The organism is Leifsonia sp. ALI-44-B (genome assembly GCF_001984125.1).
GTDB lineage: Bacteria > Actinomycetota > Actinomycetes > Actinomycetales > Microbacteriaceae > Okibacterium.
Genome location: NZ_MTQL01000007.1, coordinates 572530 through 595184 on the forward strand (window position 1 = coordinate 572530; position 22655 = coordinate 595184).

Genomic DNA, 22655 nt, shown 5'->3' on the forward strand with positions numbered 1-22655 from the left:
TTCGAGGGTCGTGAGGGATGCTGCATCCGCTCGTCGACGAGCGTTGACTCGCCCTATGACATCAGCACGAACCGGCGCGGGCTACGACCCCACCGCCGACCCCCGCGCGGGAGACGAACCCGCCGACAGCATCTTCGCGTCACACTGCGGACGGGCCGCCCGATGACCCTCACGACCATCATGCCGTCGCTGCGGCGCAGCATCCCGGACCCGCTCGATGTGAACGCCTGGCCAGAGGCGACCGTCGCGACCATCGACGACGTGGCCGTAGCCGGCGTATCGCTCTGCCGACTCGTCGAACTCTGCGAGACGCCGTGTGTGCACACCGCGGCCGCCGTCATCCCGGGAACCCACGGGCGCCCGTCGCCCGTGCATCAGGCCGCCGTCGTGGTGGTCTCGGTGACCTCCGTCATGCGGCGCCCCGACGGTTCACTCGACGTGCTCGTCGACGCGTGCCTGGATGACCTCGCCGCGACGTGGCGTGAAACGCGCCTGATCGGACGGCCGTCGACAGCAGCTGTCCGCACAGCACAGGTGGCGGCCGATCCGGTTCACCACCGCGGGCCCTGCGCGACCGACGCTCTCGTCGCGCTGCCGGCCGACCTCGCCGAGGGTGATCTGCTGGCGATCCCCTGCGCCGGAACATTGAGCGTGCGTTCCCTGCGCTGATAAAACGGAGTACACTCCCTTTTAGGATCGGTTGATCGGATCGAATCGAATCGGGGAGGTGTGGCATGTCGCCAGAACAAGGCCGGCGCGAGCGCAACAAGCTCGACAAACAGGAGCGCATCTTCGCGGCTGCCTCCGAACTCTTCGGCGCCGACGGCTACGAGGGAGTGACCACACAGCGCATCGCCGAGCGCGCCGGCGTGACGAACGGCACACTGTTCCGCTACGCCGCCAATAAGGCCGAGCTGCTGCTCATGGTCATGAACAGCGAGTTCGCCGCGCGCATCGCCGAGGGGCGTGAGGCAATCGCATCCGAGCCGGCAGCCGAGCCCGCCACGCGCATAGTGGCGCTGCTCGCCCCCATCGCCCGCGGCAGCCGCGATCCCCACGAGAACACGACCCACTACCAACGCGAGCTGCTTTTCGGCGAGCCGACCGAGCGCTATCGCGCCGAGGGCCTGGCGTTGACCGAGACACTGCAGCGGGAGATCGCAGATCTCCTCAGCGGGCGCGTCTCGGGCCGCCCCGGGAACGCCGACACCAACAACCAGCCCGCACGCGCCGATGCCCCGCCGGTGGGCGAAGCGGCTGTCGACGACGACGCCACGCTCGCCGCCCGCGCGATCAGCAACGTTCTGCACCTCGAAATCGCGCGCGCCGCGCTCGAGGGCGCTTCCCCCGACGACCTGACCGCCACGATCGCGCGGCAGGTCGACCTGATCTCGAGCGGCTACCTCCGCTCCCGGCATCCGCTCACCCCGGATGCATCCCTCACAGAATCACCCACGAAAGAGGACAACTCATGACGAAGCTTCAGCGCGTCACCGTGCTGGGAACCGGCGTTCTCGGCTCTCAGATCATCTACCAGACGGCCTATCACGGCTTCGATGTCGTGGCCTACGACATCAGCGACGAGGTGCTCGAGGGCGCCCGCACCCGCACGGCCGGCCTCGCGCAGGTCTACACGCACGAGGTCACGGGCGCCACCGAGGCCAGCACGACCGAGGCACTCGGCCGCATCTCCTACAGCTCCGACCTGGCGGCCGCCGTGGCCGACGCCGACCTCGTGATCGAGGCCGTGCCCGAGAGCCTCGACATCAAGCGCGACACCTACCAGAAGTTGGCCGCCGCGGCCCCCGAGAAGACCATCTTCGCGACCAACTCGAGCACGCTGCTGCCGAGCGATCTGCGGCAGTTCACGGGCCGCCCCGAGAAGTTCCTGGCGCTGCACTTCGCCAACCACGTGTGGGCGCAGAACACGGCCGAGGTCATGGGCACCGACCAGACCGACCCCGCGGTCTTCCAGCAGGTCGTCGAGTTCGCCGGGCAGATCGGCATGGTCCCCATCGAGATCAAGAAGGAGAAGGCCGGATACGTGCTGAACTCGCTTCTGGTGCCGCTGCTCGACGCCGCCGCCGAGCTCTACGTCGACGGTATCGCCGACCCCGAGACGGTCGACAAGACCTGGCGCATCGGCACGGGCGCGCCGCTCGGACCGTTCCAGATCTACGACATCGTCGGTCTCACCACGGCCTACAACATCGCCTCGACGCACGGCGGCAAGCAGGCCGAGTTCGCCCGCCTGCTCAAAGAGAACTTCATCGACCAGGGCAAGCTCGGCACCGCCACGGGTGAGGGTTTCTACAAGTACAACTGATTTCGCACAGCGCACCGGATGCCGTCGCCCCACGTTGGGCGGCGGCATCCGTCGTTTCGTCCCGCGTTTCGACCGCACCAACGGACTCCGACACGCCGCGCGCCGGGCAGAAAGTCGGGACGACTTCGGCGTGCCGATTCCGCGCGAACCCGGCGCAGGCGAGGCATCCCCGTGCTTGCTTTGTATTAATACAGGGCACGGATGCATAGGGCTTGCATACTGTGGCAGGACTCGCACGGCGTTCCCGACCAGCTGGCCCAACAGCCACGGCGGGCGCCACAGGCCACCACGGAGGACGACATGAACACACCGCAACGAACACACCCACGGGCCCACCGCCCACGAATCGCGCGGTTCACCGCGCTCGCGACCGCCGCCTGCCTCGCCTCGGTCTCGCTGCTGGCAACCATGCCCGCCGCGCACGCCGCCGGCGAAGCCGCCACCACGCTGCCCGGCACGATTCTGCACGGCGGCGCGACGAACAACCACAAGACCACGGTGTTCGCCTATGTGAAGGCGGGCGAAGCGTTCGTCGCCACGTTCGGCGAGTACCCGGGCATGAACTCGCGCATGACCGCGACGATCATCGATCCGCTCGGAAAGGTGCGGCAGACGAGCGCACCGGGTGGCCCGGTAGCCATCGACACGCAGATCGTGTCCGACGTCGACGGCGTCTGGGCGGTCACGATCGAAGACCCCGCCGACATCGCCACAAACCGCCCCCAGTTTCCCGGTGTGACGTGGAGCATCGCCGCCGAGAAGAACGGTGTCGCCATCCCCGGCCGCGTCTTCAGCGAATCGCTCGCGTTCAACACGCCGACCGAGACCACCCTCAGCCTGTTCGCGCTCACCAAGACCGGCGGCCTCTACCGCGAGACCCTGCGCGATTACAACGGGGTCGACTCCACCATCCAGGTCACCAACAAGGGCAACGTGCTCGCCGATGACGCGGCCTGCGACCCGGCCTACCTCTCGGTGCCGATGCCCGGGTCCTCGGAGTCCGGCGGTTCGGGCGCGGCATATGAGCAGCCCACGTCCTCAGCCACGTGCGCAGGCCTCGAGCGTTACCGGTTGTTCCTCGATCAGCCGGCCGCGGATCTGCCCTCCTCCAGCACCAACTGGGCGGATGGCCGCACCACCGAGACCTGGGTCGGCGCCACTTACACGCCGCCCAGCATCTCTGGCCTGAGCTTCGCCCGCTCGGGCACGGCCGGCAACGCGGGCACCCTGACGGGAACGCTCGACACGCAGCCCGGCACCGTGAAGCTCGAGATCGACGCCGACGGCGACGGTGTCTTCGACGGGCCGGCCGACGTCACGCAGACCGTGATCGCGCCTCAGACCGGGCCGTTCTCGTTCGACTGGGACGGTAAGAACGCCGCCGGCGAACCGGTCGACGCCTCGGTGGCCAGCGCCTTCCGCGCAACACTCGCCCACACCAATGAGGCGCACTTCCTGCGCACCGACTCCGAGGTCTCGCGCGGTGGCATCGAGCTGCTGCGACTCACGGGCGGGAGCACGAACCCGAGCGTCGTCTACTTCGACGACTCGCGTTTCACCGACACCTCGGCCGAGCGCTACTCGAACACGTCGCTCCTCGCGTCGGGCCCGGGCGGCATCGACAGCACGGGCGGCGTGCACCGCTGGGCGGGCGACGACACGTCGGCGAACCGCTCCCCCAACGCCAACACGGGCACGACGGGCAGCTGGGGCGATCAACGCAGCATCGACGATTGGACCTTCGGCGCCGATAGCGCTGTCGCATCCGTCGCCATCGACCCGCTGACACCGCACCTCAGCATCGAGAAGCACGGCACTGCCAGTTCATCGCCACTCGTCGCGGGGAGCACGATCGATTACACGGTCATCCTGACGAGCGACGGCACGGGCGACTTCACGGAGTCCAACCCCGCCGAGGCGATCGACCACCTCGACCAGGGCGTACTCGACCAGGCCACGCTCGTCGAAGGCAGCATCGCGACCACGACCGGCACGGCCACGATCGACGCGCAGGGCCGCATCGTCTGGAACGCGGGCGCGCTGCCCGTGGGAGCAACTTCGACCCTCACATTCAGCGTGACCGTGTTGCCCAATGACGATCCGGCGCAGGCCGACATCGTGAATACCGCGTGCGTCGCCTCGGCGCCACACCGCCCGTCGGCCTCGGAATACGGCACCGACGAGAACCCGTGCGCCACCGTGCCGTTCACGCCGCCCGTGCCGCCGACCCCGGCGACTCCGCCCGTGACCCCGCCCACGGTTCCGCCGACCACACCATCGGCGACTCCCCCGGCACCGCGCGTCACCCCGCCCGGCTTGGCCGCGACGGGTGCCGACAACCCGCTGATGATGGCCGGCCTCGCGACCGGCACCGTGCTGTTGGGCGCCGCGGTCGTCGGCCTCGTGGCCCTGCGTCGACGCCGATCGGATGCCGCAGCGTCGGCGTCGGCGTCGGCGTCGGCGCCAGCGTCGGGCTCCGGCATCCCCGGGTCTGAGACGCCGTAGGCCCGGCACTGCGCGGGGAGATCCTCGCGCAGCCTCGGCAGGCGCTTCGGTAACTGCTTGAGCAACCGCTTCGGCAACAAACGTGGGCTCGCGTCCGGAAACATCCGGCGCGGGCCCACGGTTATTTCTCCCACCCGGCGGCTGGGAGCGCACCGGGGAGTGCGCTGGGAACGACGCGGCACAGAAGAAACCGAGCGGGAGACGGCGCCGCGGTCGTATGGTCGTGGCAAGCCATCTGACATCGACGAAGGAGCGCCATGACCGAGAACTTCACGCCCGAGGAACGCGCAGCCATGAAGGAGCGCGCCGCCGAGGTGCGCAAACAGGCGAGAAAGGGGGCCAAAGCCGACCCCGAGAAAGACCTGCTCGAGAAGATCGCCGAGATGACCGACGACGACCGGGCCATCGCCGAGCGGCTGCATGCCCTCGTCGCCGAGCACGCACCGACCCTGACGCCGAAGACCTGGTACGGCATGCCGGGCTATGCGCTCGACGGCAAGGTCCTCGTCTTCTTCCAGGCTGCCGCCAAGTTCAAGGTGCGCTACGCGACCATCGGCTTCAATGACACGGCCACGCTCGACGAGGGCACGATGTGGCCGACCGCGTTCGCCGTGACGAAACTGGGCCCCGACGAAGAAGCGTTCATCGCCGATCTGCTGCGCAAGGCGGTTCCGGCACCGTAGCGTGAGGGAATGACATCCACGCCGTCGCCGCCCGCCGCCGAGCCCGCCAACTACTCACGCGAGCTCTTCGGCGGCGCGACCGCCGACAATCTCTCCGGCCGTTCCGACGCCGCCGTCGACCGCCCCGCCGCCCTCGTCACGGGCGCCTCCCGCGGCATCGGTCGAGCGATCGCGATCGCCTTGGCCGCGCGCGGTGACCGCGTGGCCGTGCACTACGGTTCGAGCCGCGCCGACGGCGAAGAAACCCTCGCGCTCCTGGCCGGCGACGGTCACGTCCTCGTCTCGGGCGACCTCGCCGATGCCGACCACGTGCGCGCCCTGATGGATGCCGCGAGCGACGCCCTGGGCGACATCCACACGCTCGTGAACAACGCCGCCGTCGGCCCCTCGGCAACCAACGGTCACCGCGTCGACGAGGTGTCCTACGCCGACTGGCAGCGCGTCTGGACCGACATGATCGACGTCAACCTGCGCGGCGCCGCCAACCTCACCTACGGCTTCGCCAACCACCGCATCGGCGCGGGCGGCGGCGGCACGATCGTGAACATCGGCTCGCGCGGCGTCTTCGTGGGCGAGCCCGACTACCCCGCCTACGCGGCGACGAAGGGCGCCCTGCACGCCTTCGCTCAGTCGATGGCGGTCGCCCTGGCCCCGCACGACATCGCCGTCTCGACCATCGCCCCCGGCTTCGTCTCCACCGACCGCCAATCCGAAAAGCTCTCGGGCCCGGCGGGCGACAGCATCCGAGCCCAGAGCCCCTTCGGCCGCGTCGCGGCGCCGCACGAGATCGCCGCCGCCGTACTCTACCTGTCGTCGCCCGACGCCACCTGGGCCTCTGGCACCATCCTCGACCTCAACGGCGCCTCCCACCTGCGCAGCTGACCGCCAGCCGCGAGCGAGCAGTGGCCGGGGCGCTCATCGCAGCACCCCGGCCATACCGCCTAGTTCGACAGCCGCTCGATCAGATCGGCGAGGTGACCAGGCGCCTCGAGATGCGCCAGGTGGCCTTGCCCCGCCAATTCGTGCACGACACCGCGCGGGGTGCGGGATGCGACATCCTCGAAGCTCGTGCCATAGGGCGCCTGCCCGCGGTTGCGCTCGCCCACGATGAGGCCGATGCTCTCGGCCCGCTGGCCCAGCTCGGCGGGCTGCGGGGCGGAGTTGATCGCCACCGTCTCGGAGAAGATCGGCGAACTCACGGCCGTCAGCCCGGCCCAGACGGCGGAATCGGCCCGCAGGGATTCGACGACCGCGGCGGGCAGACCACTCACCTCGCCGAGCGCGACCTCGACGGTGCGGTCCAGATCGCCGTCACCGTGGGCCCTTTCGAGCGCGGGCAGCGCTCCGGCCCCGAAAGGCGCCGTGATCGGCTCATAGGCGATGAGATGCGGCACGGGCACCTCGTTCGCCAGGTGTAGCGCGATCAGGCCGCCGTAACTCCAGCCGAACAGCGTGCGCACGTCGGAGAATTCGCGCAGAACCGCAGCGGCGTCGTCGACTTCGGTCTGGATGTCGTATCCATCGCCCAGCGGACCGGACGGTTGGCGCCCCCGCCGGTTCACGACGGCAACGGTCTTCCACGCGCTCAGCTGCCGGGCGACCTCGGCCCACCCCGCCGCGTCGGCCATCACTCCGGGCACCAGGATGATCGCGGGCCCGTCCTCCTCGCCATAGACATCCACGGCCACCCAGCTGCCATCGACCTGAATCTGTTTCTGAATCGTTTGCTCCATAACTCCATTCTGGGGCAATTGATCTAGAATCGTCAACATGGCATCCAGACCCGCAGGCCGCCCGCGCGAATTCGACCGCGACGCCGCTCTGCGCCAAGCCGCACACCTGTTTTGGCAGCACGGGTTCTCGGGCACCTCGACTCGCCATCTCACGAGTGCCCTCGGAATCTCGAGTTCCAGCCTCTACGCCGCCTTCGGCACGAAAGCCGAGCTCTTCGCCGAAGCCGTTCGCGTTTATGCCCTGCGCTACAGCGCGATCTACGACCAGGCCCTGCAGGAGGCGTCTGCGGCGGCCGTCATCGAGCGCCTCCTGCGCGAATCGGTGGCCGAATTCACGCGCTCGGACGAAGGCCACCCCGGATGCCTCACCAGCAGCGCGGTCATGTCCGACGCCTCCTCGACGCTCGACGTGCGCACCTACATCGCCGACCTGCAACGCTCCGACGAGGCTCGCCTACGCGCTCGCCTCGAGCAAGAATCCACCGACGGCCCACTCCCGGGCGGCGCAACCGCCGCCGAACTCGCTGAATTCACTCAAACCGTCTGGCAGGGCCTCTCCACGCGCGCCGAGCTGGGCGCATCCCGAGACGAACTCGACGGCGCCGTCGACTTCGCCCTCCGACTCATCTCCGCCGTCCCCGCCTCGGCATAGGTAATACCCGGCCGCGTGACGGCCTTTCGAACACTCCGGCGTAGCTGGTGCTGCCCGCGCATCTGCCGACCCCCTGTTCAGCGAGCGCACCCGGAGGCCGCCCGCCGACACGCCGTCCCCCGAGAGTTTCTCGAAATAGATTGCAACTCCGCGGCGGGCGTGTTGGCCGCGGCCGCGCGTCGCACTCGTAGCGAATGTCCGGTCGATCCTGGGAATGAGCCTGGACAGTCACTCTCTCGGGCGGAGGGGGGCTCCTACATTCGGGGAGAACAAGCATCCCGTCTCCCTCAGGAAAGCAGCGGCCCATGATCGATGTCGAATTACGCCAGGCTCACGTGACTACGGGCAGCGCTGTCACTTGGTACAAGGCTGCGGCCCAGCAGGAGGGCACCGCCAACGTTTTCCTCCTGGAGTCGCTGTCCGGGCCGGCGGCGGATACACGCTCTTCGATGGTCGGCATTTCAGGCTTGCTCGAGGTGGCGATCTATCGCGGCACAGTGGAGATGTCCGGGCAGCCGGCTCTTGTCGATGCGGCCCGTCAAGCACTGGCGGAAGAGGGAGTCATTGTCAACCGAGACGGTCGTGACGTTTTGGCCGAATCGGACTCCCTGTGGCAGCTGGGACGCACGCTTTCGAGAGTCTTCTCCTTCGAGCGCAACTCCGAGGTGTACGACTTCGGCGTCCGTGCCTTCTTCGGTTACGACGCCGTGCGATACATCGAACGCCTACCCCGGACGATTCGTGACCCCGATTACCCGCTTCCCGACGCAGCTTTCAGCCTTATCCATGCCCTGTTCTCGATCGCGCCCGAAACGGAACAGACATCGGTCACCATTGCTGAATGTGAGTTGTGGCCCCGTCTGGATCTCGAAGGCATTTGCACGAACCTCGGGGGCGCGGATGCTGCGCGGCAATTCGACGAGCAGCCCGGTCCCGTGCCGCGTCCAACTGCAGTTCGCGATGAGCTCACACATGACGACTACATCGATAAAGCCGCCGTCTGTCTGCGTCACATCGAACTAGGTGACGTCTTTCAGATACAGCTCGGACACGAGATGACGATCGAGAGCGAGGCCCGGCCGATCGAGGTCTATCGACGCCTCCGCTGGCGCAACCCTTCGCCGTACATGTGCTTAGTTCCCTTACCCGGCAGCACGACAATCGGCGCAAGTCCCGAGCTCTTCGTGCGGACAATCGGGCGGGAAGCGGTCATGCGGCCCATCGCGGGAACTGCTCGAATTGCTGCTCGCGATAATGACGACACAGTTATTCGAGACTTGCGGCTCAACGAAAAGGAGCGGGCGGAGCACATCATGCTCGTAGACCTGTGTCGGAACGACCTTGGTCGAGTCGCAGAGCCACAGAGCATCAACGTCGACGAACTCATGAAAGTCGAAAGCTACTCGCACCTGCACCATCTCGTGTCGAATGTTCGCGCAACGATGGCTGCGGATGTCGACGTGTTCGACGTTATTCGTGCAGGGTTTCCGGCCGGCACCATGACGGGCGCGCCAAAGGTCCGTGCCATGGAAATCATCGAAACGCTGGAGGAAAGTCGCCGCGGTCTCTACGCCGGAGCCTTCGGCGTGATCGGGTTCGGCGGGTGGAGCGTCCTAGCCCTCGGCATCCGAATGGCCGTTCATACGGGGGGCGAATACAGGATCCGAGCGTCGGCGGGCATTGTTTCCGATTCCACGCCAGAGGCAGAGTGGCGCGAGACGTTAACCAAGATGGCCGTTACGTACTGGTCTGTCACGGGCGACGAATTGATCTGAGAGCGAGCCCGTTCGACGTGTCGAATTTTTGGTGGCGGAAGGCGGCCTAGAGGGCCACACTGGGACCACCGACGGGAGGAGAGGGCATGGGCGACCTCGTTCTGTCGTTGCTGCCGCTGGCGCTCGGCATCGTTATGAGCCCGCTCGCCATCATGGCGCTCGTGGCCGTTCTGCTGTCCCGGCGGGCCCGCGTGACGGGCGTGTTCTTCGCGCTGGGGTGGGCGCTCGGAATCGCGATCGGGTTGGGGGCGAGCTATGCCGTTCTGGGGTTGTTCGACCTACAGCCGCGCAGCACTCCGCCCGATTGGGTGTCGACCGTGCGGCTCGTCTTCGCGCTCGTGCTGATACTCGGCGCCGTCTACATCTATCGCAAGGGTCATGCGCGGGCGGTCGCCATGGCCCACGCGCGCACACCGACCGACGTGACCGAGGCGGCCCCGCAGCTGCCCGGATGGCTGCGGTCGGTCGAGACCTTCACGCCCACCCGCAGCCTGCTGCTCGGCGTCGGCATCTTCATCCTGAATCCCGTCGACCTGTCCTGCGCGATCATCGCCGCGCTCGATGTGCGACTGGCGGGATTCGGCGGCGCCACCGACGCGGTCATCCTGATCGTCTTCGGCGTCGTCGGCATTCTGCCGATCCTCATCCCCGTCCTACTCGTGCTCGTGCGCGGTGAGCAGGCCACACCCGTGCTTGCTGCCATCCGCACCTGGATCGCCTCGCACACGAGCGTGCTCAACGCAGCCCTCGTGCTCGTGATCGCGCTCCTCCAATTGCAGAAGGCGGTATCGGCATTCCTGGCATAGACGCAGCGACCCCGCCCGACCTCGACCAGTACTTCACGCCGGCGACCATCAGCGGCTGGGACCTGGGCCTGGCTGCCGGAAGCGTACTCATCGGCTGGATCCTCTCCATCTATGCGCGCAAAGGGGTGCTTGCGGCGCTCCGGCGGCTGCAAGGGATTAGCGAAGGGGCGGCGATTCTCGCGGCGCGCATCGTCCGCTACGCCGTGCTGCTCCTCGGCATCGGAACGGCGTTCGCCTTCCTCGGCGCCTCCATCCAACCGCTGCTCGCCGTGGGGCTCATCGTCGCGGCCGTCATCTTCCTCGCGCTGCGCGGCATCTCGGCCAACTTCGCCGCGGGCATCGTGCTGCAGACGCGCCACCCGCTCAAGGTGGGCGACGAGATCGAGGCGGCCGACTACATCGGCCGGGTGCAAGAGCTGAATGGCCGCAGCGTCGTGATCACCACGCGCGACGGGCGCACCGTGCACGTGCCCAACTCGCTGCTGCTCGAAGAGCCGCTCGTCAACCACTCCGAGTGGGGCCGGCGGCGCTCCGAGGTGCAGGTGCGCTTTCGCTCGACGACACCGCTCGCGGCGGTCACGGATGTCGCGCTCACCGCACTGGGCACGGTGGCCGGGCTGCGGCCCGAGCATCCGCCCGCCGTCATCGTGCGCACAATCGAACCCGAACGCATCAGCATCGCGGTGCAGTTCTGGCATGCACCCGCCGACGACGTCGCGGCAACGAGCCGGGTCGTCGCGGCCCTCGGCGCGGCACTGACCGACGCGGGTGTCGATGCCGTCGTGACCAGCGAGAAACCTGTCGAGCCACTCACACCGCCGCCGCCCCTCTAGAGCGTCGCACAGTCACCCAGACGTTCACGGCGACCACGATCGCGACACCCAGCCACTCGTGCGCCGCCGGAACCTGCGCGAGCACGACGAAACCGGCCACGGCCGCCAGCACCGGGTTCACGCTCATGAACACGCCGAAGGCGGCAGCTGGCACGAAACGCAGGGCCAACAGGTCGAGGGCATAGGGCACGACGGTGCAGAGCAGTCCCGCGACGGCTGCGGCCAGGAGGGCCGGCACCGTGAATAGCCCCTGCACCGCGAAGATTACGATCACCGGCAGAGACATGGCGGCTGCCACCGCGCTCGACGCGGCGGCCCCCTGTAAACCCTCCGTCCGCTGGCCGATCAGCCGGCTCAGCAGAATGTACGAAGCCCAGCATGCCCCGGCGAGGAGGCCGCTCGCGATGCCCCACACATCGCTCGACGGACCTGGCAGCACCAACACATAGACGCCGACGAGTGCGGCGATAGCGGCACCGACGTCGACGAGCCGACGGGATGCGGCGAGCGCCACGCCCAGCGGTCCGAGGAACTCGAGCGTCACCGCCAGTCCCAGGCCGATGCGATCGACGGCCGTATACAGGCTCAGGTTCATGACGACGAAGACTCCGCCGAGCACGATCACGGGCCACCACTGCCGCCGGGTGAAACGACGGAGCGGCGGCCGCACCGTCGTCATGAGCACGGCCGCGCCCACGAACTGCCGCACGGCGACGACACCGAGCGGCCCGATGGTGGCGAAGGCCCCGGCCCCGACCGCGGCACCGAATTGGTTGCTGGCCGCCGAGGCGAGCATCATCGCCACACCCGTGAGGCGGCGGGCTGGCGGCGCGGGTTGCTGAGCGGGTTCTTTAGCGGGTTGATTCTCCACACAGGAAGACTGCCTCGGGTTTGGCGGCGAACGTAATGCGCGAGGACGCGCTGCCATACGCTGAGTGCATGGCTCTCGACATCCGCTCGCTGCGCGTTCTCGTGGCCTGCGATGACGCCGGAACGATCACGGATGCGGCCATAGCCGTCGGACTCTCGCAGGCCGCCGCCTCGCGCACGATCGCGTCGCTCGAACGAGAGCTAGGCGCGCAACTGCTCGTGCGTCGGCCGCGCGGAGTCGAACTGACCGCGCTCGGAATCGCCGTGGTCGCGCAGGCCCGCAAGGTGCTCTCCGAACTCGATGCCGTGCGCGCGCTGGCCGACGGCCATACGTCTCCGCTGCGGGTGGGCTATGCCTGGGCCGCGTTCGGCGAGCACACGGATGAGCTGCGCCGGCGGTGGGGGGTCACGCATCCGGCCCGGCGCCTCGAACTCATGAACGTGAACTCGCGCACCGCGGGGCTGGCCGAGAACCTGGTCGACGTGGCCGTACTGCGGGTCGAGGTGGACGACCGGTTCGAAACCGCGTCGATCGGCAGCGAGCGCCGTTTCGCCGCCGTGCCGTCGGGCGATCCATTGGCCCGGCGCCGCACGCTCACGCTCGACGACCTCGTCGGCCACGTCGTCGTGGGCAACCCCGAGTGGAGCACTACGACGGCGGCGCTCTGGCCTGAGGGCGCGGTCACCATGCGCCGCATCTGGGGCACCGAGGAGTGGCTCGACGAGATCGCCACGGGCGGGGCCGTCGGCACTACGGCCGAGGCGACGGTCGCGCGGCACCCCCGCCGCGGCGTGACCTACCGGCCGCTCACGGGTGCGCCGCGCATTCCGGTGTCGCTCGCTTGGCGGAGGGGCGAGGCCGGACCCGAGGTCGAGGCGCTGGTCGAGCTGGCGCGCGAGCTCTACGGCCCGGATGATGCCGACGGCCGCAGCAGCTCGCACTGAGGCGCTAGTCCGCCGCCGAGTCGCTCACGATCGGCCGAGAACCCCGTCGACCCGGCGCACGATGCCGAGCGGGTTGCCCTCGCACAGTTCGGGCGGAAGTGCCGCCTCGGGCGCCGTCTGGTAGGTCACGGGGCGCAGCCAGCGGCGGATGGCGGTCGCGCCGACGGAGGTGTGCACCGACGTGGTCGAGGGGTAGGGCCCGCCGTGGTGTTGAGCCCACGACACGGCCACGCCCGTCGGCCATCCACCGAAGAGGATGCGGCCGGCGCGCGGTCGCAGCAAAGCCACCAGGTCCCCGATCTCCTCGTCCGGTTCGGCATGGATCGTGGCCGTCAGGCTGCCGTCGAGCGCCGTGAGGGCGCGGGCGAGCTCGTCGTCGTCGGCATAGCGCACGAGCAGCGTCGAGGGGCCGAAGCTCTCCTCGAGCAGCGTGTCGGCGTGTGCCAGAACGGTCGACACATCCGCGCTCAGGATGACGGGGGCGACCTGTCCATCTGCGCTCGCGCCTGCGCCAGCACCCGCGCCTGGAATCCCGACGTCCGAGCCGGCAATCGCGTCCTCCGCTGGGCCCGATTTCGCGCTGGAGGATCCGGCCGAAGCGCCAGCCGAACCGCCGACCGCGATAGCGCCCGCGGCGAGCTGCTCGACCGTGCGCCGGGTGAAACCCTCGGCAATCGACGGCGTCAGCAGCGTCCAGGTCGTGTCGGGCAGCGCCTGAGCGACCGCAGCGGCGAAGGCATCCGAAGCCTGTTCACCCCCGGGTACGAAGACGACACCCGGTTTGGTGCAGAACTGCCCGGCGCCCAGGGTGACCGATTCGGAGAGCCCACGCGCGAGTTCCGCACCGCGCTGGCGCAAGGCGTCTGGCGTGACGACGACGGGGTTTAGGCTGCCCAGCTCGCCATAGAACGGGATGGGCGAGGGCCGACGAGCCGCGATGTCGAACAGCGCCCGGCCGCCCGGAACGGACCCCGTGAAGCCGACGGCCGCCGTGTCCGGATGCTCGACCAACAGGGGGCCCACATCGAAACCGCTGACGAGCGCGAACAGTCCGTCGGGGGCACCCGCCTCGGCAAGGGCCGCGGTTACCGTGCGAGCCGTGCGCGCCGACAGCTCGGGATGCCCGGGGTGCGCCTTCACGACCACGGCATTACCGGCCGCGAGTGCCGACGCCGTGTCGCCGCCCGCCACCGAGAACGCGAACGGGAAGTTCGAGGCCGAGAACACCGCGACAACTCCGAGCGGCACGAGCATGCGCCGCAGGTCGGGCACGGGCGGCGTGGCCGACGGGTCGGGGTGGTCGATCGTCGCCTCGAGATAAGAGCCCTCGTCGAGCACGCGGTCGAACAGCCGCAGCTGCGCGGTCGTGCGCGCGAGTTCCCCCGTCAGCCGCGCCTCGGGCAGGTGGCTCTCGCGCATCGCGATCCGCACCAACTCGGCGGCGTCGGCATCCATCGCGTCGGCCGCCGCGGCTAGCCAGCGCCGGCGCTCAACAGCGGGCACACCCTCGGCCACCCGCGCAGCAGCAACGGCGCGCGCCATGATCACGTCGAGTTCTGCGCCAGAGGTGTCGCCCCGCTCGTCGTCCACCGCCGTCGCTCTCGCAGTTGCTGCCTCTGTCTCCGTCTCCGTGCCGCTCATCGCGGTCGCCTCCGCATCCTTGTCCCGACTCACATCCATGCCGTCGATCCATCCGTCTTCGTTGGCACCACGCGCTGCCAGTGCACCCAGTCGTCCTCGACGAGCGCGCTCTCGTCGATTTCGATCCCCCAGCCCGGCCGGTCGGGCCGCAACTCGAGGTGCCCGTCGACGGGCTCATAGGGGTCGTGGCACCACGACACGGGGTCGGGTTTGTACTCGAGAATCCCGAAGTTCACCGTCGCCGCTGCGAAATGCACATTGGCGGCGGTCGCTAGCGGCCCGAGCGGGTTGTGCGGCGACACGGGCACGTAATGCGCCTCGGCGAGCGCCGCGATCTTCACCATCTGGGTGAGTCCGCCGACGACACAGATGTCGGGCTGGATGATGTCGGCCCCCTGCGCCGTCAGCAACGTCAGGAACTCGTTGGGCGAGTAGAGCGATTCGCCGGTGGCCAGCGGCACGGCCAACTCCTGGCGAATGCGCGCCCACGCCGGAATGTACTCGGGACGAATCGGCTCCTCGAGGAACAGCGGCTGCGAGGGTGCCAGCGCGGCCCCGAGTTCGACGGCCTGGCGCGGCTCCCACAGGCAGGCGTGCGCGTCGAACGCGAACTCCCAGGCGTCCGGATGCCCGCCCCGCACGCTCGCGAAATAGTCGCCCAATTCGCGCACCGCCAGCCCGAAACGCGTGCGGTGGATGTCGCTGCGATACGGGCTGAGCTTGAACGCCGTGAACCCGTTCCGCTCGTTGAGCGCCGCCGTTTGATCCTGCAGGTCGGGCAGGTCGGGCGCCGAATACAGGCCGGCGTACACGCGCACGCGGTCGCGAACCGCCCCGCCGAGCATGCGGTAGACGGGCAACCCCGCCGCCTTGCCCGCAATGTCCCAGAGCGCGTGGTCGATGGCCGCGATGGCCGCAAGACCCATGGCGCCCGGAGGGAAACGCGAGGACTGCAGCAGGTATTGGTTGATGAAGCTCGTGCGCGACGCATCCATGCCCCTGATCTGAGCGAAGAGGTAGTCGAGCATGGGCGGGAACGCCAGGTCGGGGCCGTGGTTGTAGACCTCGGACCAGCCCTCGAGACCGCCGTCGGTCGTGACCTTGACGAGCACGCGCGGCCGGTTGCCCACGCGCTGCAGGAAGGTTTGCAGGCGATCGATGCGCAGGCTCATGCGCGCACCCCCGCGAGGGCGGGCCAGGCGGCGATCGACCGGGCGACCTCGGCGGCGCCTTCAGTCGTGAGGGCCCGGCTCGGCGGCCTGACGCTGGGCAGGCAGAGACCCAGCTGATGCATGGCCTCTTTCACCACCGACACATTGTCGGCCGAGCGGTTGCGCGCGCGCAGCTCCTCGAAGAGGCGGATGTCGCGCCACACGTCGTTGGCCGCCTCGGCGTCGCCGCGGGCCAGGGCGTCGAACATGTCGAGCGAGACGCGCGGCGACACGTTCACGAGGCCGGACGTGAAGGCCCGGGCGCCGGCCGACCAGTAGGCGGGGGCGTAGGACTCGGCGAGGCCCGCGATCCACAGGAGGTCGCCGCCCGCGTGGAAGCGGGTGGTGGCGAAGAAGGCCGGGTCGGGCACCGAATACTTCAGCCCGATGACGTTGGGGGCGCGCTCGACGAGGCTTGCGACATCCGCCCCCGTGATGAGTGTCGAGCTTACGTAGGGAAGCACGCCCAGCTCGGGCACCGCCTGGGCGACCGTGGCCACGTAGTCGACCCAGCCGCCGGGCGACAGGTAGGGCAGCACGGGCTGGTGCACCATGATCGCGTGAGCGCCGGCATCGCGGGCGAACCGGGCGTCCGAGACGGCGGTGTCGAGGTCGAAGCCGACACCCGCGATGATGACCGTCTCGGGTTGCGCCGCCCCGACGACGACCGCGAGCACGTCTCGGCGTTCGCGCGGCGACAGGGCATAGAACTCGCCCGTGTTGCCGTTCGGGGTGAGGGCCGTGACGCCGTTCTGCACGAGACGTCGCGTGAGAGCGGCCGTGAGGTCGAGGTCGACAGCTCCCTCCTCGTCATAGGGCACGACGGGGATGCCGATCACGGTGTTGAGGCGCCGTCGCAGGTCGGCGAGGTCGGGGCTGGCGTTCGTCGGGGTCATGCGTGATTCTCCGTGTTCTCGGGTCGCAGCGCGGCGACCTCGTCGAGCGTCTTGACGGGTTTGATGCGCACCCAGAAGGCATAGATCGACGCGCTGATCAGGCAGCTCACGGCGGCGAAGATCATCGGGCCCAGGTAGGAATTGTTGCTGAAGGTGAGGAACAATCCGATTGCGATGGGGCTGATGAGGTTTCCCACCTGCGAGCCGAAGTTCTGGAAGCCCGCGATCGAACCCACCGTGTCGGGCGAGTCGGCGACCTCGCCGGGCAGGCTCAGGATGGCCGCGCCCGCGAATGAGTGTGCGGCGCTGGACACCGTGAGCACGATCATGAGCACCAGGTTGCTATCGATGAAGGGGCTGAAGCCGATGCACGCGCTCAGCACGAGGCCCGAGATGATGGGCACCTTGCGCGCCACGTTGGTCGAGAGCCCCGCGGCCAGCATGCGGTCGGAGACGATGCCGCCCAGCACCGTGGCGCCGATGGCGATGAGCGCCGGAATCGCGCCCACCAGACCGAAGTCCTCCTCGCTGAAGTTGCGATCGTTCAGAAGATAGCTCGGATACCAGGTGAGGAAGAACGCCCCAGCCAGCGAGCGGAAGATGTAGCCGAACGTGAGCGCCCACACCTGGTTGTTCTTCAGCAGGTCGCGCCACGGCTTCTTCTCGCCCGACAGCTCCTTCTCGACCATCTCGCCCTGATCCGAGCGGATGTAATCGAGCTCCGCCTGCGACACGCGCGGGTGGTTCTCGGGGGCGCGATAGACGGCCACCCAGCCGATGATCCACAGCACACCGACCGCAGCGATGAGCACGAAGGCGAACCGCCAGCCGAACGTGATGGCGAAGAACGTGACGAGCGGAACAGACACCGCCGTGCCGATCTGCTGCCCCATGTCGAACAGGCTCGAGGCGAAGGCGCGCTCCTTGCGCGGGAACCACTTCGAGACGACCTTGACGTTGGCGGGCTGCACGGGCGCCTCACCGATGCCGAGGCCCAGGCGGAACACGATGACGCTCACGACCCCGGTCGAGAAGACGGTGAGCGCGGTCCAGATCGACCACCACCCGACCGCGATCGGATAGATCACGCGCGGGCCGAACTTGTCGAGCAGCCATCCCGAGGGAATCTGGAAGAGGGCGTAGGTCCAGAAGAAGGAGGAGAGGAGCAGACCCTGGATGGCGGGGCTGATCTCGAATTCCTTCGACATGAAGGGCAGGGCCACGCTGAGGGCGGCCCGGTCGAGGTAGGCGATGGCGAGGCCGAGGGCCGAGAATCCGACGATCGTCCAGCGCATATTGCTGCGCTGCGGGCGGGGCCGCGAAGGCCGGTCGGTGGCCTGAGGCCGTGTGTCATGATGAAGCATCGTTGCTCCTAGCTAGTAACGGTGAGCGCTCCCGTCAGGGAACGTGGTGAAGGGGTGCGGCCCGCTTACTTGCCGGTGACCGGGCCGCATCCTGACGCGTGTGCGTGTGTTGCTGGTCGTGCTGACCGCGCTCGCGCGCGGGGGTCTTGTGGGCTGGGGCTGGGGCTTTCGCTACGGCTCCTCTCGGCTCTGCCGACGTGAGAAGTCGTCGATATGCGCGGCCACGAGCGCGGCTGCGTCATCGGCCCGGCCCGCTTCGGCGGCCTCGAGGATGCGCGCGTGCTCGTCGGCCTCCTTCTGCCACGAGGCCGTGCGCGCCCACGCCGACACCGAGACGAGTGCGATCTGGTCGCGCAGGTCGTCGAGCGTCTTCGTGAGGATCGGGTTGCCGCAGGCCGCGAACAGGATGCGGTGAAAGTCGCGGTTGGCCGTGCTGCGGCCCGAGGCATCCGGTGCCGAAGCTGCGCGGTCGAGGGCGGCTCGTGCGGCTGCGACATCCACGCCGTTTCGGATGCTGCGGCGCACCGCCTCGGGCTCGATCAAGAGCCGCATGTCATAGATCGCCTCGACTTCGGCCTCGGTGAGCGAGCGCACGGATGCACCGGCGTAGGGGCGGATGACGACGAGCCCGGCGCCCTCGAGGGTCTTGAGCGCCTCGCGCACGGGAGTCTTGGACACTCCGAGTTCGACCGCGAGCTCGCTTTCGACGAGCGCGCGCCCAGCGGGAAAATCGCCGTTCAGGATGCCGGAGCGTAGGAGTTCGAGCACGAACGTCGTTCGTGACGGGGGTGCCGCCGTGGGGAGCGCCATCGCTCACCGCCCTTCATCGGATCGTATATGAGATACGACCGTAGCAGGCGTGACGGCGCAGGTCTAGACCGGGTTAGCGGTTGCGCTCGTGCAGTTAGCTCAGCAAATGCCGACGAGCTGCTTGATCTGAGCCTCGCTCTGCTCTTGCAGATCTGCCAGGGCCTGCGGGTCGACCGACGTGCCGTCCACGGCGTCGTTGGCCAGGGCGATCAGGTCGTCGACCGTGGACTGTAGACCGGCGATGGCGTCGGCTGTCTCGGACCCTTCGACCGCGGTGGCGCCGGCAGCCGCAAGGGCCGTGCGCGCAGTCTCGAGAGTGTTCAACGCGCCCGACGGGTCGACCTGGATCTGCGCGATCGCGTCGGAGACGTTCGTCGATACCTGGTCGATGACTCCCGATCCGATCGCGCACGTGGCGTTATCGACCTGCTCGGCGACGATGCCCTCGACGGTCGAGCACCCGGTCAGGGCACCAGCCGCCAGCATCCCGCCTGCCAGAGTGGCCGCCAGCCGACCACTGACACGAAAACGAGAAGGGCGCGGGTTCTGAACGAGCGTCATGCCCCCAACCTAAAGCCCCCTCCTCGACAAACACTGTGCCCGTCGCCGAATGCGCACCACCCAAATTGGCCCCGATCGGCGCACAACCTCTCGAGTGCCGACGATCCGTCTGTACTACTCCGCGTGCCCGCGGCCGACGATGCGGACCTCTTCGATGTCGAGGCGGTCCTGGATGTCGCGCAACACGATGTCGTCGATGCGGCCCTCGTCGCGCAGCTGCACGACGGCCGCTCGTTTGCGTCCGATGAGGGCGAGGCGCAACTGGCTGTAATGGTCGTGGCGGGCGAGCGTCTCGGTGCCCTCGGCCTCGTCGGGTTCGGCGCGCAGCACGTCGAGGTGGTCGGCGTATTCGGTGCGCAGGCGTTCGATCACATCATCCGTCGCCCCGCTTTCTCGACCGAGGTCAGGCAGAGCTTCGAGGGCCTTCTCGTTGGCGTAGACCTCGGCGAGCCGGCGCTCGGTGTCGACGCCGGTGTCTGTCGGTAGGTTCGCCCAGCGCACGATGGCCGGCAGCAGCAGGCCGGGGATGACGAGCAGCACGACGATGACGCCCGTCGTGACGAAGACGATCATGTCGCGGTCGGGGAACGGTGCACCCGACGCGACCGTGCGCGGGACGGCCAGCGCGGCGGCCAGCGACACGGCGCCGCGGAAACCCGACATACCGCTGATCACGCGGGCGCCGTGCGTCTGTCGGCGAGCGCGCTGCGAGGGCCGGCGGTCGACGAGCCGGATGAGGTAGGCGCTGCCGAAGAGGAACGCGAACCGCACGGCCACGAGCAGCACCGACACGGCGCCGACCGCCAGAAGCCCGTCGCCGAGCTGAGACATGCTGAGGCCGCGCACGGCCGCCTGCACCTCGATGCCAACGAGCACGAAGAGGGACGCGTTCAGGAGGAAGGTCGACAATCCCCAGAACGACTCGGAGATTTGCCGGCTGTCGGCGCGACCCACGCGCGGCCCCGCCTGGCTCATGATGAGCCCCGCGACGACAACCGCCAGCACGCCCGATGCCCCGATCAGGTCGGCGACGAGGAAGGCCGCGAAGGGCGTGAGCACGATCACGATGTTCTCGGTGAGGGCATCCCCCGTGCGTCGGCGCAGCAGGATCACGAGGCCCGCGACGAGCGCCCCGGCGAGCGCGCCACCGCCGTAGGAGAGGGCGAGCGACCCTGCGAGATAGCCGGGCGACAGCGTGATCTCGCCGACCGTCACGGCCACGGCGATCGAATAGAGCACGAGTGCCGTGCCGTCGTTGACGAGACTCTCGGCGCGCAAGAGTGTGACGTTGCGGCGCGGCAACGATTTGGTGAGCGCGGCGACGGCCGTGGCATCCGTGGGCGCGACGGCCGCACCGAGCACCCAGGCCGGACCCCACGCGAGCCCGAGCTGGTGGGCCACGACGGCGACCGCCGCGGCCGTGACGATCACGAGCAGCGTGGACATGAGCATGATGCCGCGCAGGTTCTTGCGGATCTCACGCAACGACGTGGTGATGCTCTCCCAGTAGAGCAGCGCCGGCAGGAAGAGCAGGAGCACGGCCTCAGGCGGCAGCTGCACGCCGCGCAGGGCCGGGATGAAGCCGAGCAGAACTCCGCAGACGAGCAGCAGGATGGGCGGCGCGACACGGGCGCGGCGGGCCACGACGGTGCAGATCAAAATGGTGACGCCCAGGATGACGACCATCTCGAGTGCGAGCACGGTGACACCTTTCCGTGGATGTGGAGCACGAACAAAGCCGTGTGGGAAGGCTAACGCGCGTCGCCGCATTCGCCATTCCCCCGCCGCCTCGGCCTTCCCCCGCAGTCGCTTGGGGGCTGTCCCCCACCGGGACGGGCGCCCGCACCATGCCGCGCGGAACCGGCCGCTCATAGCGTCGAAACATGAGCATTGGAACAACAAGAAGCGGTCGCGACGGCGCCGTCGACCTCGTTCGCGCAGCCTGCCTCGTCGTCATCGTGGCGCTGCACGCCCTCATGGTGGGCGTCAGCATGGGCGCCGACGGGCCGATCCTCGAGAACGCCCTCGACGCCCAGGCCTGGTTCACCCCCGCCAGCTGGGTCGTGCAGGTCATGCCGCTTTTCTTCATCCTGGGCGGCTTCTCGTCGCTGCGGCACTGGGAGCGTCTGCGAGCCACCGGCCAGCGCCCCGCCGACTACGTGCGCGAGCGCACCGTGAGGCTGCTGAAACCGTCGATCGTGCTCGTCGGCACCGTCGGCCTCGGCCTGGTGGGGCTGCTCGTGGCCGGCGTTCCCACCGAGATCGTGGGCATCGCGGGGTTCCGCATCAGCCAACCGCTGTGGTTCCTGGCCGTCTACCTCGGCTGCTCGGCGCTCGTCCCGCTGCTGGTGCGCGCGCATCGGCGGGCCCCCGCGGCGACGCTCGCCGGCTTGGGGGCGGGCATCGTGGCGGTCGACGTGTTGCGGGCGGCCACCGACATCCCGGCCTTCGGGCTGCTCAACCTGGCGTTCGTGTGGCTGTTCGCGCAGCAACTCGGCTTCTGGCTGGCCGACGGCCACGTCGGGCGGATGTCGCGGCTGCAGCGCTCGGCCCTGGCGGCGGGTTCCTTCGCCGCACTCGTCGGCCTCACGGCATCCGGCCTCTACTCGGCCAACATGTTCACGAACCTCAACCCGCCCACCGTCTGCCTGGCCCTGCTCGCCGTGGCGCAGCTCGCGCTCTTCTCGCTCGCCCGCCCCGCCCTCGAGCGACTGGCCGGCCGCGTGGCCTCTCGCGCCCTCATCCGCACCGTCGGGCCGAACGCCATGACCATCTATCTCTGGCACATGACCGTGCTCATCGTCCTGGCGGGCGCCCTGCTGCTCCTCCCCCTTCCGCTGCCCGCGCCCGGCACCGGCGAGTGGTGGGCGACGCGCCCCCTCTGGCTGATCGCCGCGGCGCTCCTCCTCACACCGGTGGTGCGCGCCCTGGGGCGCTTCGAACGCGGGGCGGTGCGGAAAGCCGGGCGGCAGGCCTCTCCCGCCCACCGCCCGGCGCAGCATTTCTCGACGGCCCGGATGGTCTCAGCCAATGCGCTCGGCATC

At 68.8% G+C, this 22655-nt stretch carries 20 protein-coding genes and 1 pseudogene; 12 read left to right on the forward strand and 9 right to left on the reverse strand.

What is annotated here, in order from left to right; translation table 11 throughout:
- The first annotated feature begins 162 nt into the window (after positions 1-162).
- From ALI44B_RS09720 to ALI44B_RS09745, 6 genes are all read left to right on the forward strand, one after another.
- Positions 163-669 (forward strand): hypothetical protein, encoded by a 507-nt coding sequence (locus ALI44B_RS09720; protein ID WP_077054504.1) that lies wholly within the window; start codon positions 163-165, stop codon positions 667-669.
- 65 nt (positions 670-734) lie between these two features.
- On the forward strand, positions 735-1475 hold the full coding sequence (locus ALI44B_RS09725) for a TetR/AcrR family transcriptional regulator (protein WP_077054505.1): 741 nt from the start codon (positions 735-737) through the stop codon (positions 1473-1475).
- On the forward strand, positions 1472-2326 hold the full coding sequence (locus ALI44B_RS09730; RefSeq protein WP_077054506.1) for a 3-hydroxyacyl-CoA dehydrogenase: 855 nt from the start codon (positions 1472-1474) through the stop codon (positions 2324-2326). Before ALI44B_RS09725 ends, ALI44B_RS09730 begins: the two co-directional genes overlap by 4 nt.
- Before the next feature lie 300 nt (positions 2327-2626).
- Complete coding sequence (locus tag ALI44B_RS16160; RefSeq protein ID WP_077054507.1) at positions 2627-4831, forward strand: DUF7927 domain-containing protein; 2205 nt, start codon at positions 2627-2629, stop codon at positions 4829-4831.
- Between the two features lie 257 nt (positions 4832-5088).
- Positions 5089-5514 (forward strand): iron chaperone, encoded by a 426-nt coding sequence (locus ALI44B_RS09740; protein WP_077054508.1) that lies wholly within the window; start codon positions 5089-5091, stop codon positions 5512-5514.
- A 9-nt stretch (positions 5515-5523) separates the two neighbouring features.
- Positions 5524-6396: an SDR family NAD(P)-dependent oxidoreductase gene (locus tag ALI44B_RS09745; protein ID WP_083709854.1), complete on the forward strand. Its 873-nt coding sequence runs from the start codon at positions 5524-5526 to the stop codon at positions 6394-6396.
- 59 nt (positions 6397-6455) lie between these two features.
- On the opposite strand, the gene ALI44B_RS09750 is transcribed toward ALI44B_RS09745, so the two are convergent.
- On the reverse strand, positions 6456-7247 hold the full coding sequence (locus tag ALI44B_RS09750) for an alpha/beta fold hydrolase (protein ID WP_077054509.1): 792 nt from the start codon (positions 7245-7247) through the stop codon (positions 6456-6458).
- Between the two features lie 37 nt (positions 7248-7284).
- On the opposite strand from ALI44B_RS09750, the gene ALI44B_RS09755 reads away from it, so the two are divergent.
- The 4 genes from ALI44B_RS09755 to ALI44B_RS09770 all read left to right on the forward strand — a co-directional run bounded on the left by ALI44B_RS09755 (position 7285) and on the right by ALI44B_RS09770 (position 11313).
- On the forward strand, positions 7285-7899 hold the full coding sequence (locus tag ALI44B_RS09755) for a TetR/AcrR family transcriptional regulator (RefSeq protein ID WP_077054510.1): 615 nt from the start codon (positions 7285-7287) through the stop codon (positions 7897-7899).
- Between the two features lie 305 nt (positions 7900-8204).
- Positions 8205-9674: an anthranilate synthase component I family protein gene (locus ALI44B_RS09760; protein WP_077054511.1), complete on the forward strand. Its 1470-nt coding sequence runs from the start codon at positions 8205-8207 to the stop codon at positions 9672-9674.
- Positions 9675-9760: 86 nt separating this feature from the next.
- Entirely contained in the window at positions 9761-10480 is a 720-nt protein-coding gene (locus ALI44B_RS09765; protein WP_077054512.1) for a GAP family protein, read from the forward strand.
- A 125-nt stretch (positions 10481-10605) separates the two neighbouring features.
- Complete coding sequence (locus ALI44B_RS09770) at positions 10606-11313, forward strand: mechanosensitive ion channel family protein (RefSeq protein ID WP_077054513.1); 708 nt, start codon at positions 10606-10608, stop codon at positions 11311-11313.
- Here the strand turns inward: ALI44B_RS09770 and ALI44B_RS09775 are convergent.
- Complete coding sequence (locus ALI44B_RS09775; protein WP_238592178.1) at positions 11291-12184, reverse strand: EamA family transporter; 894 nt, start codon at positions 12182-12184, stop codon at positions 11291-11293. The two genes, ALI44B_RS09770 and ALI44B_RS09775, sit on opposite strands and share 23 nt — an antisense overlap.
- Before the next feature lie 68 nt (positions 12185-12252).
- Between ALI44B_RS09775 and ALI44B_RS09780 the strand changes: the two genes are divergently transcribed.
- Positions 12253-13128 carry a LysR family transcriptional regulator gene (locus tag ALI44B_RS09780; protein ID WP_077055506.1) on the forward strand — a complete coding sequence of 292 codons (876 nt, stop codon included), beginning with the start codon at positions 12253-12255 and terminating at the stop codon, positions 13126-13128.
- A 24-nt stretch (positions 13129-13152) separates the two neighbouring features.
- Here the strand turns inward: ALI44B_RS09780 and ALI44B_RS09785 are convergent, their stop codons facing one another.
- The 7 genes from ALI44B_RS09785 to ALI44B_RS09815 form a co-directional block, all read right to left on the reverse strand.
- The gene (locus tag ALI44B_RS09785) at positions 13153-14718 is read right to left on the reverse strand and encodes an aldehyde dehydrogenase (NADP(+)) (protein ID WP_286140769.1); all 1566 of its coding nucleotides are present in this window, start codon (positions 14716-14718) and stop codon (positions 13153-13155) included.
- A gap of 80 nt (positions 14719-14798) precedes the next feature.
- Positions 14799-15941: a mandelate racemase/muconate lactonizing enzyme family protein gene (locus ALI44B_RS09790; protein WP_286140770.1), complete on the reverse strand. Its 1143-nt coding sequence runs from the start codon at positions 15939-15941 to the stop codon at positions 14799-14801.
- The gene (locus ALI44B_RS09795) at positions 15938-16876 is read right to left on the reverse strand and encodes a dihydrodipicolinate synthase family protein (RefSeq protein WP_077054514.1); all 939 of its coding nucleotides are present in this window, start codon (positions 16874-16876) and stop codon (positions 15938-15940) included. Before ALI44B_RS09795 ends, ALI44B_RS09790 begins: the two co-directional genes overlap by 4 nt.
- On the reverse strand, positions 16873-18240 hold the full coding sequence (locus tag ALI44B_RS09800; RefSeq protein ID WP_077054515.1) for an MFS transporter: 1368 nt from the start codon (positions 18238-18240) through the stop codon (positions 16873-16875). The genes ALI44B_RS09795 and ALI44B_RS09800 overlap by 4 nt, the downstream gene beginning before the upstream one ends.
- A 171-nt stretch (positions 18241-18411) precedes the next feature.
- Positions 18412-19050, reverse strand: coding sequence for a GntR family transcriptional regulator (locus tag ALI44B_RS09805; RefSeq protein WP_077054516.1), 639 nt, complete (start codon positions 19048-19050; stop codon positions 18412-18414).
- 99 nt (positions 19051-19149) lie between these two features.
- On the reverse strand, positions 19150-19611 hold the full coding sequence (locus tag ALI44B_RS09810) for a hypothetical protein (protein WP_143459173.1): 462 nt from the start codon (positions 19609-19611) through the stop codon (positions 19150-19152).
- Positions 19612-19725: 114 nt separating this feature from the next.
- Complete coding sequence (locus ALI44B_RS09815; protein ID WP_077054518.1) at positions 19726-21312, reverse strand: Na+/H+ antiporter; 1587 nt, start codon at positions 21310-21312, stop codon at positions 19726-19728.
- 182 nt (positions 21313-21494) lie between these two features.
- Between ALI44B_RS09815 and ALI44B_RS16400 the strand changes: the two are divergent.
- Positions 21495-22505: pseudogene (locus ALI44B_RS16400) on the forward strand (acyltransferase family protein); the annotation flags it as partial.
- Positions 22506-22655 lie beyond the last annotated feature (150 nt).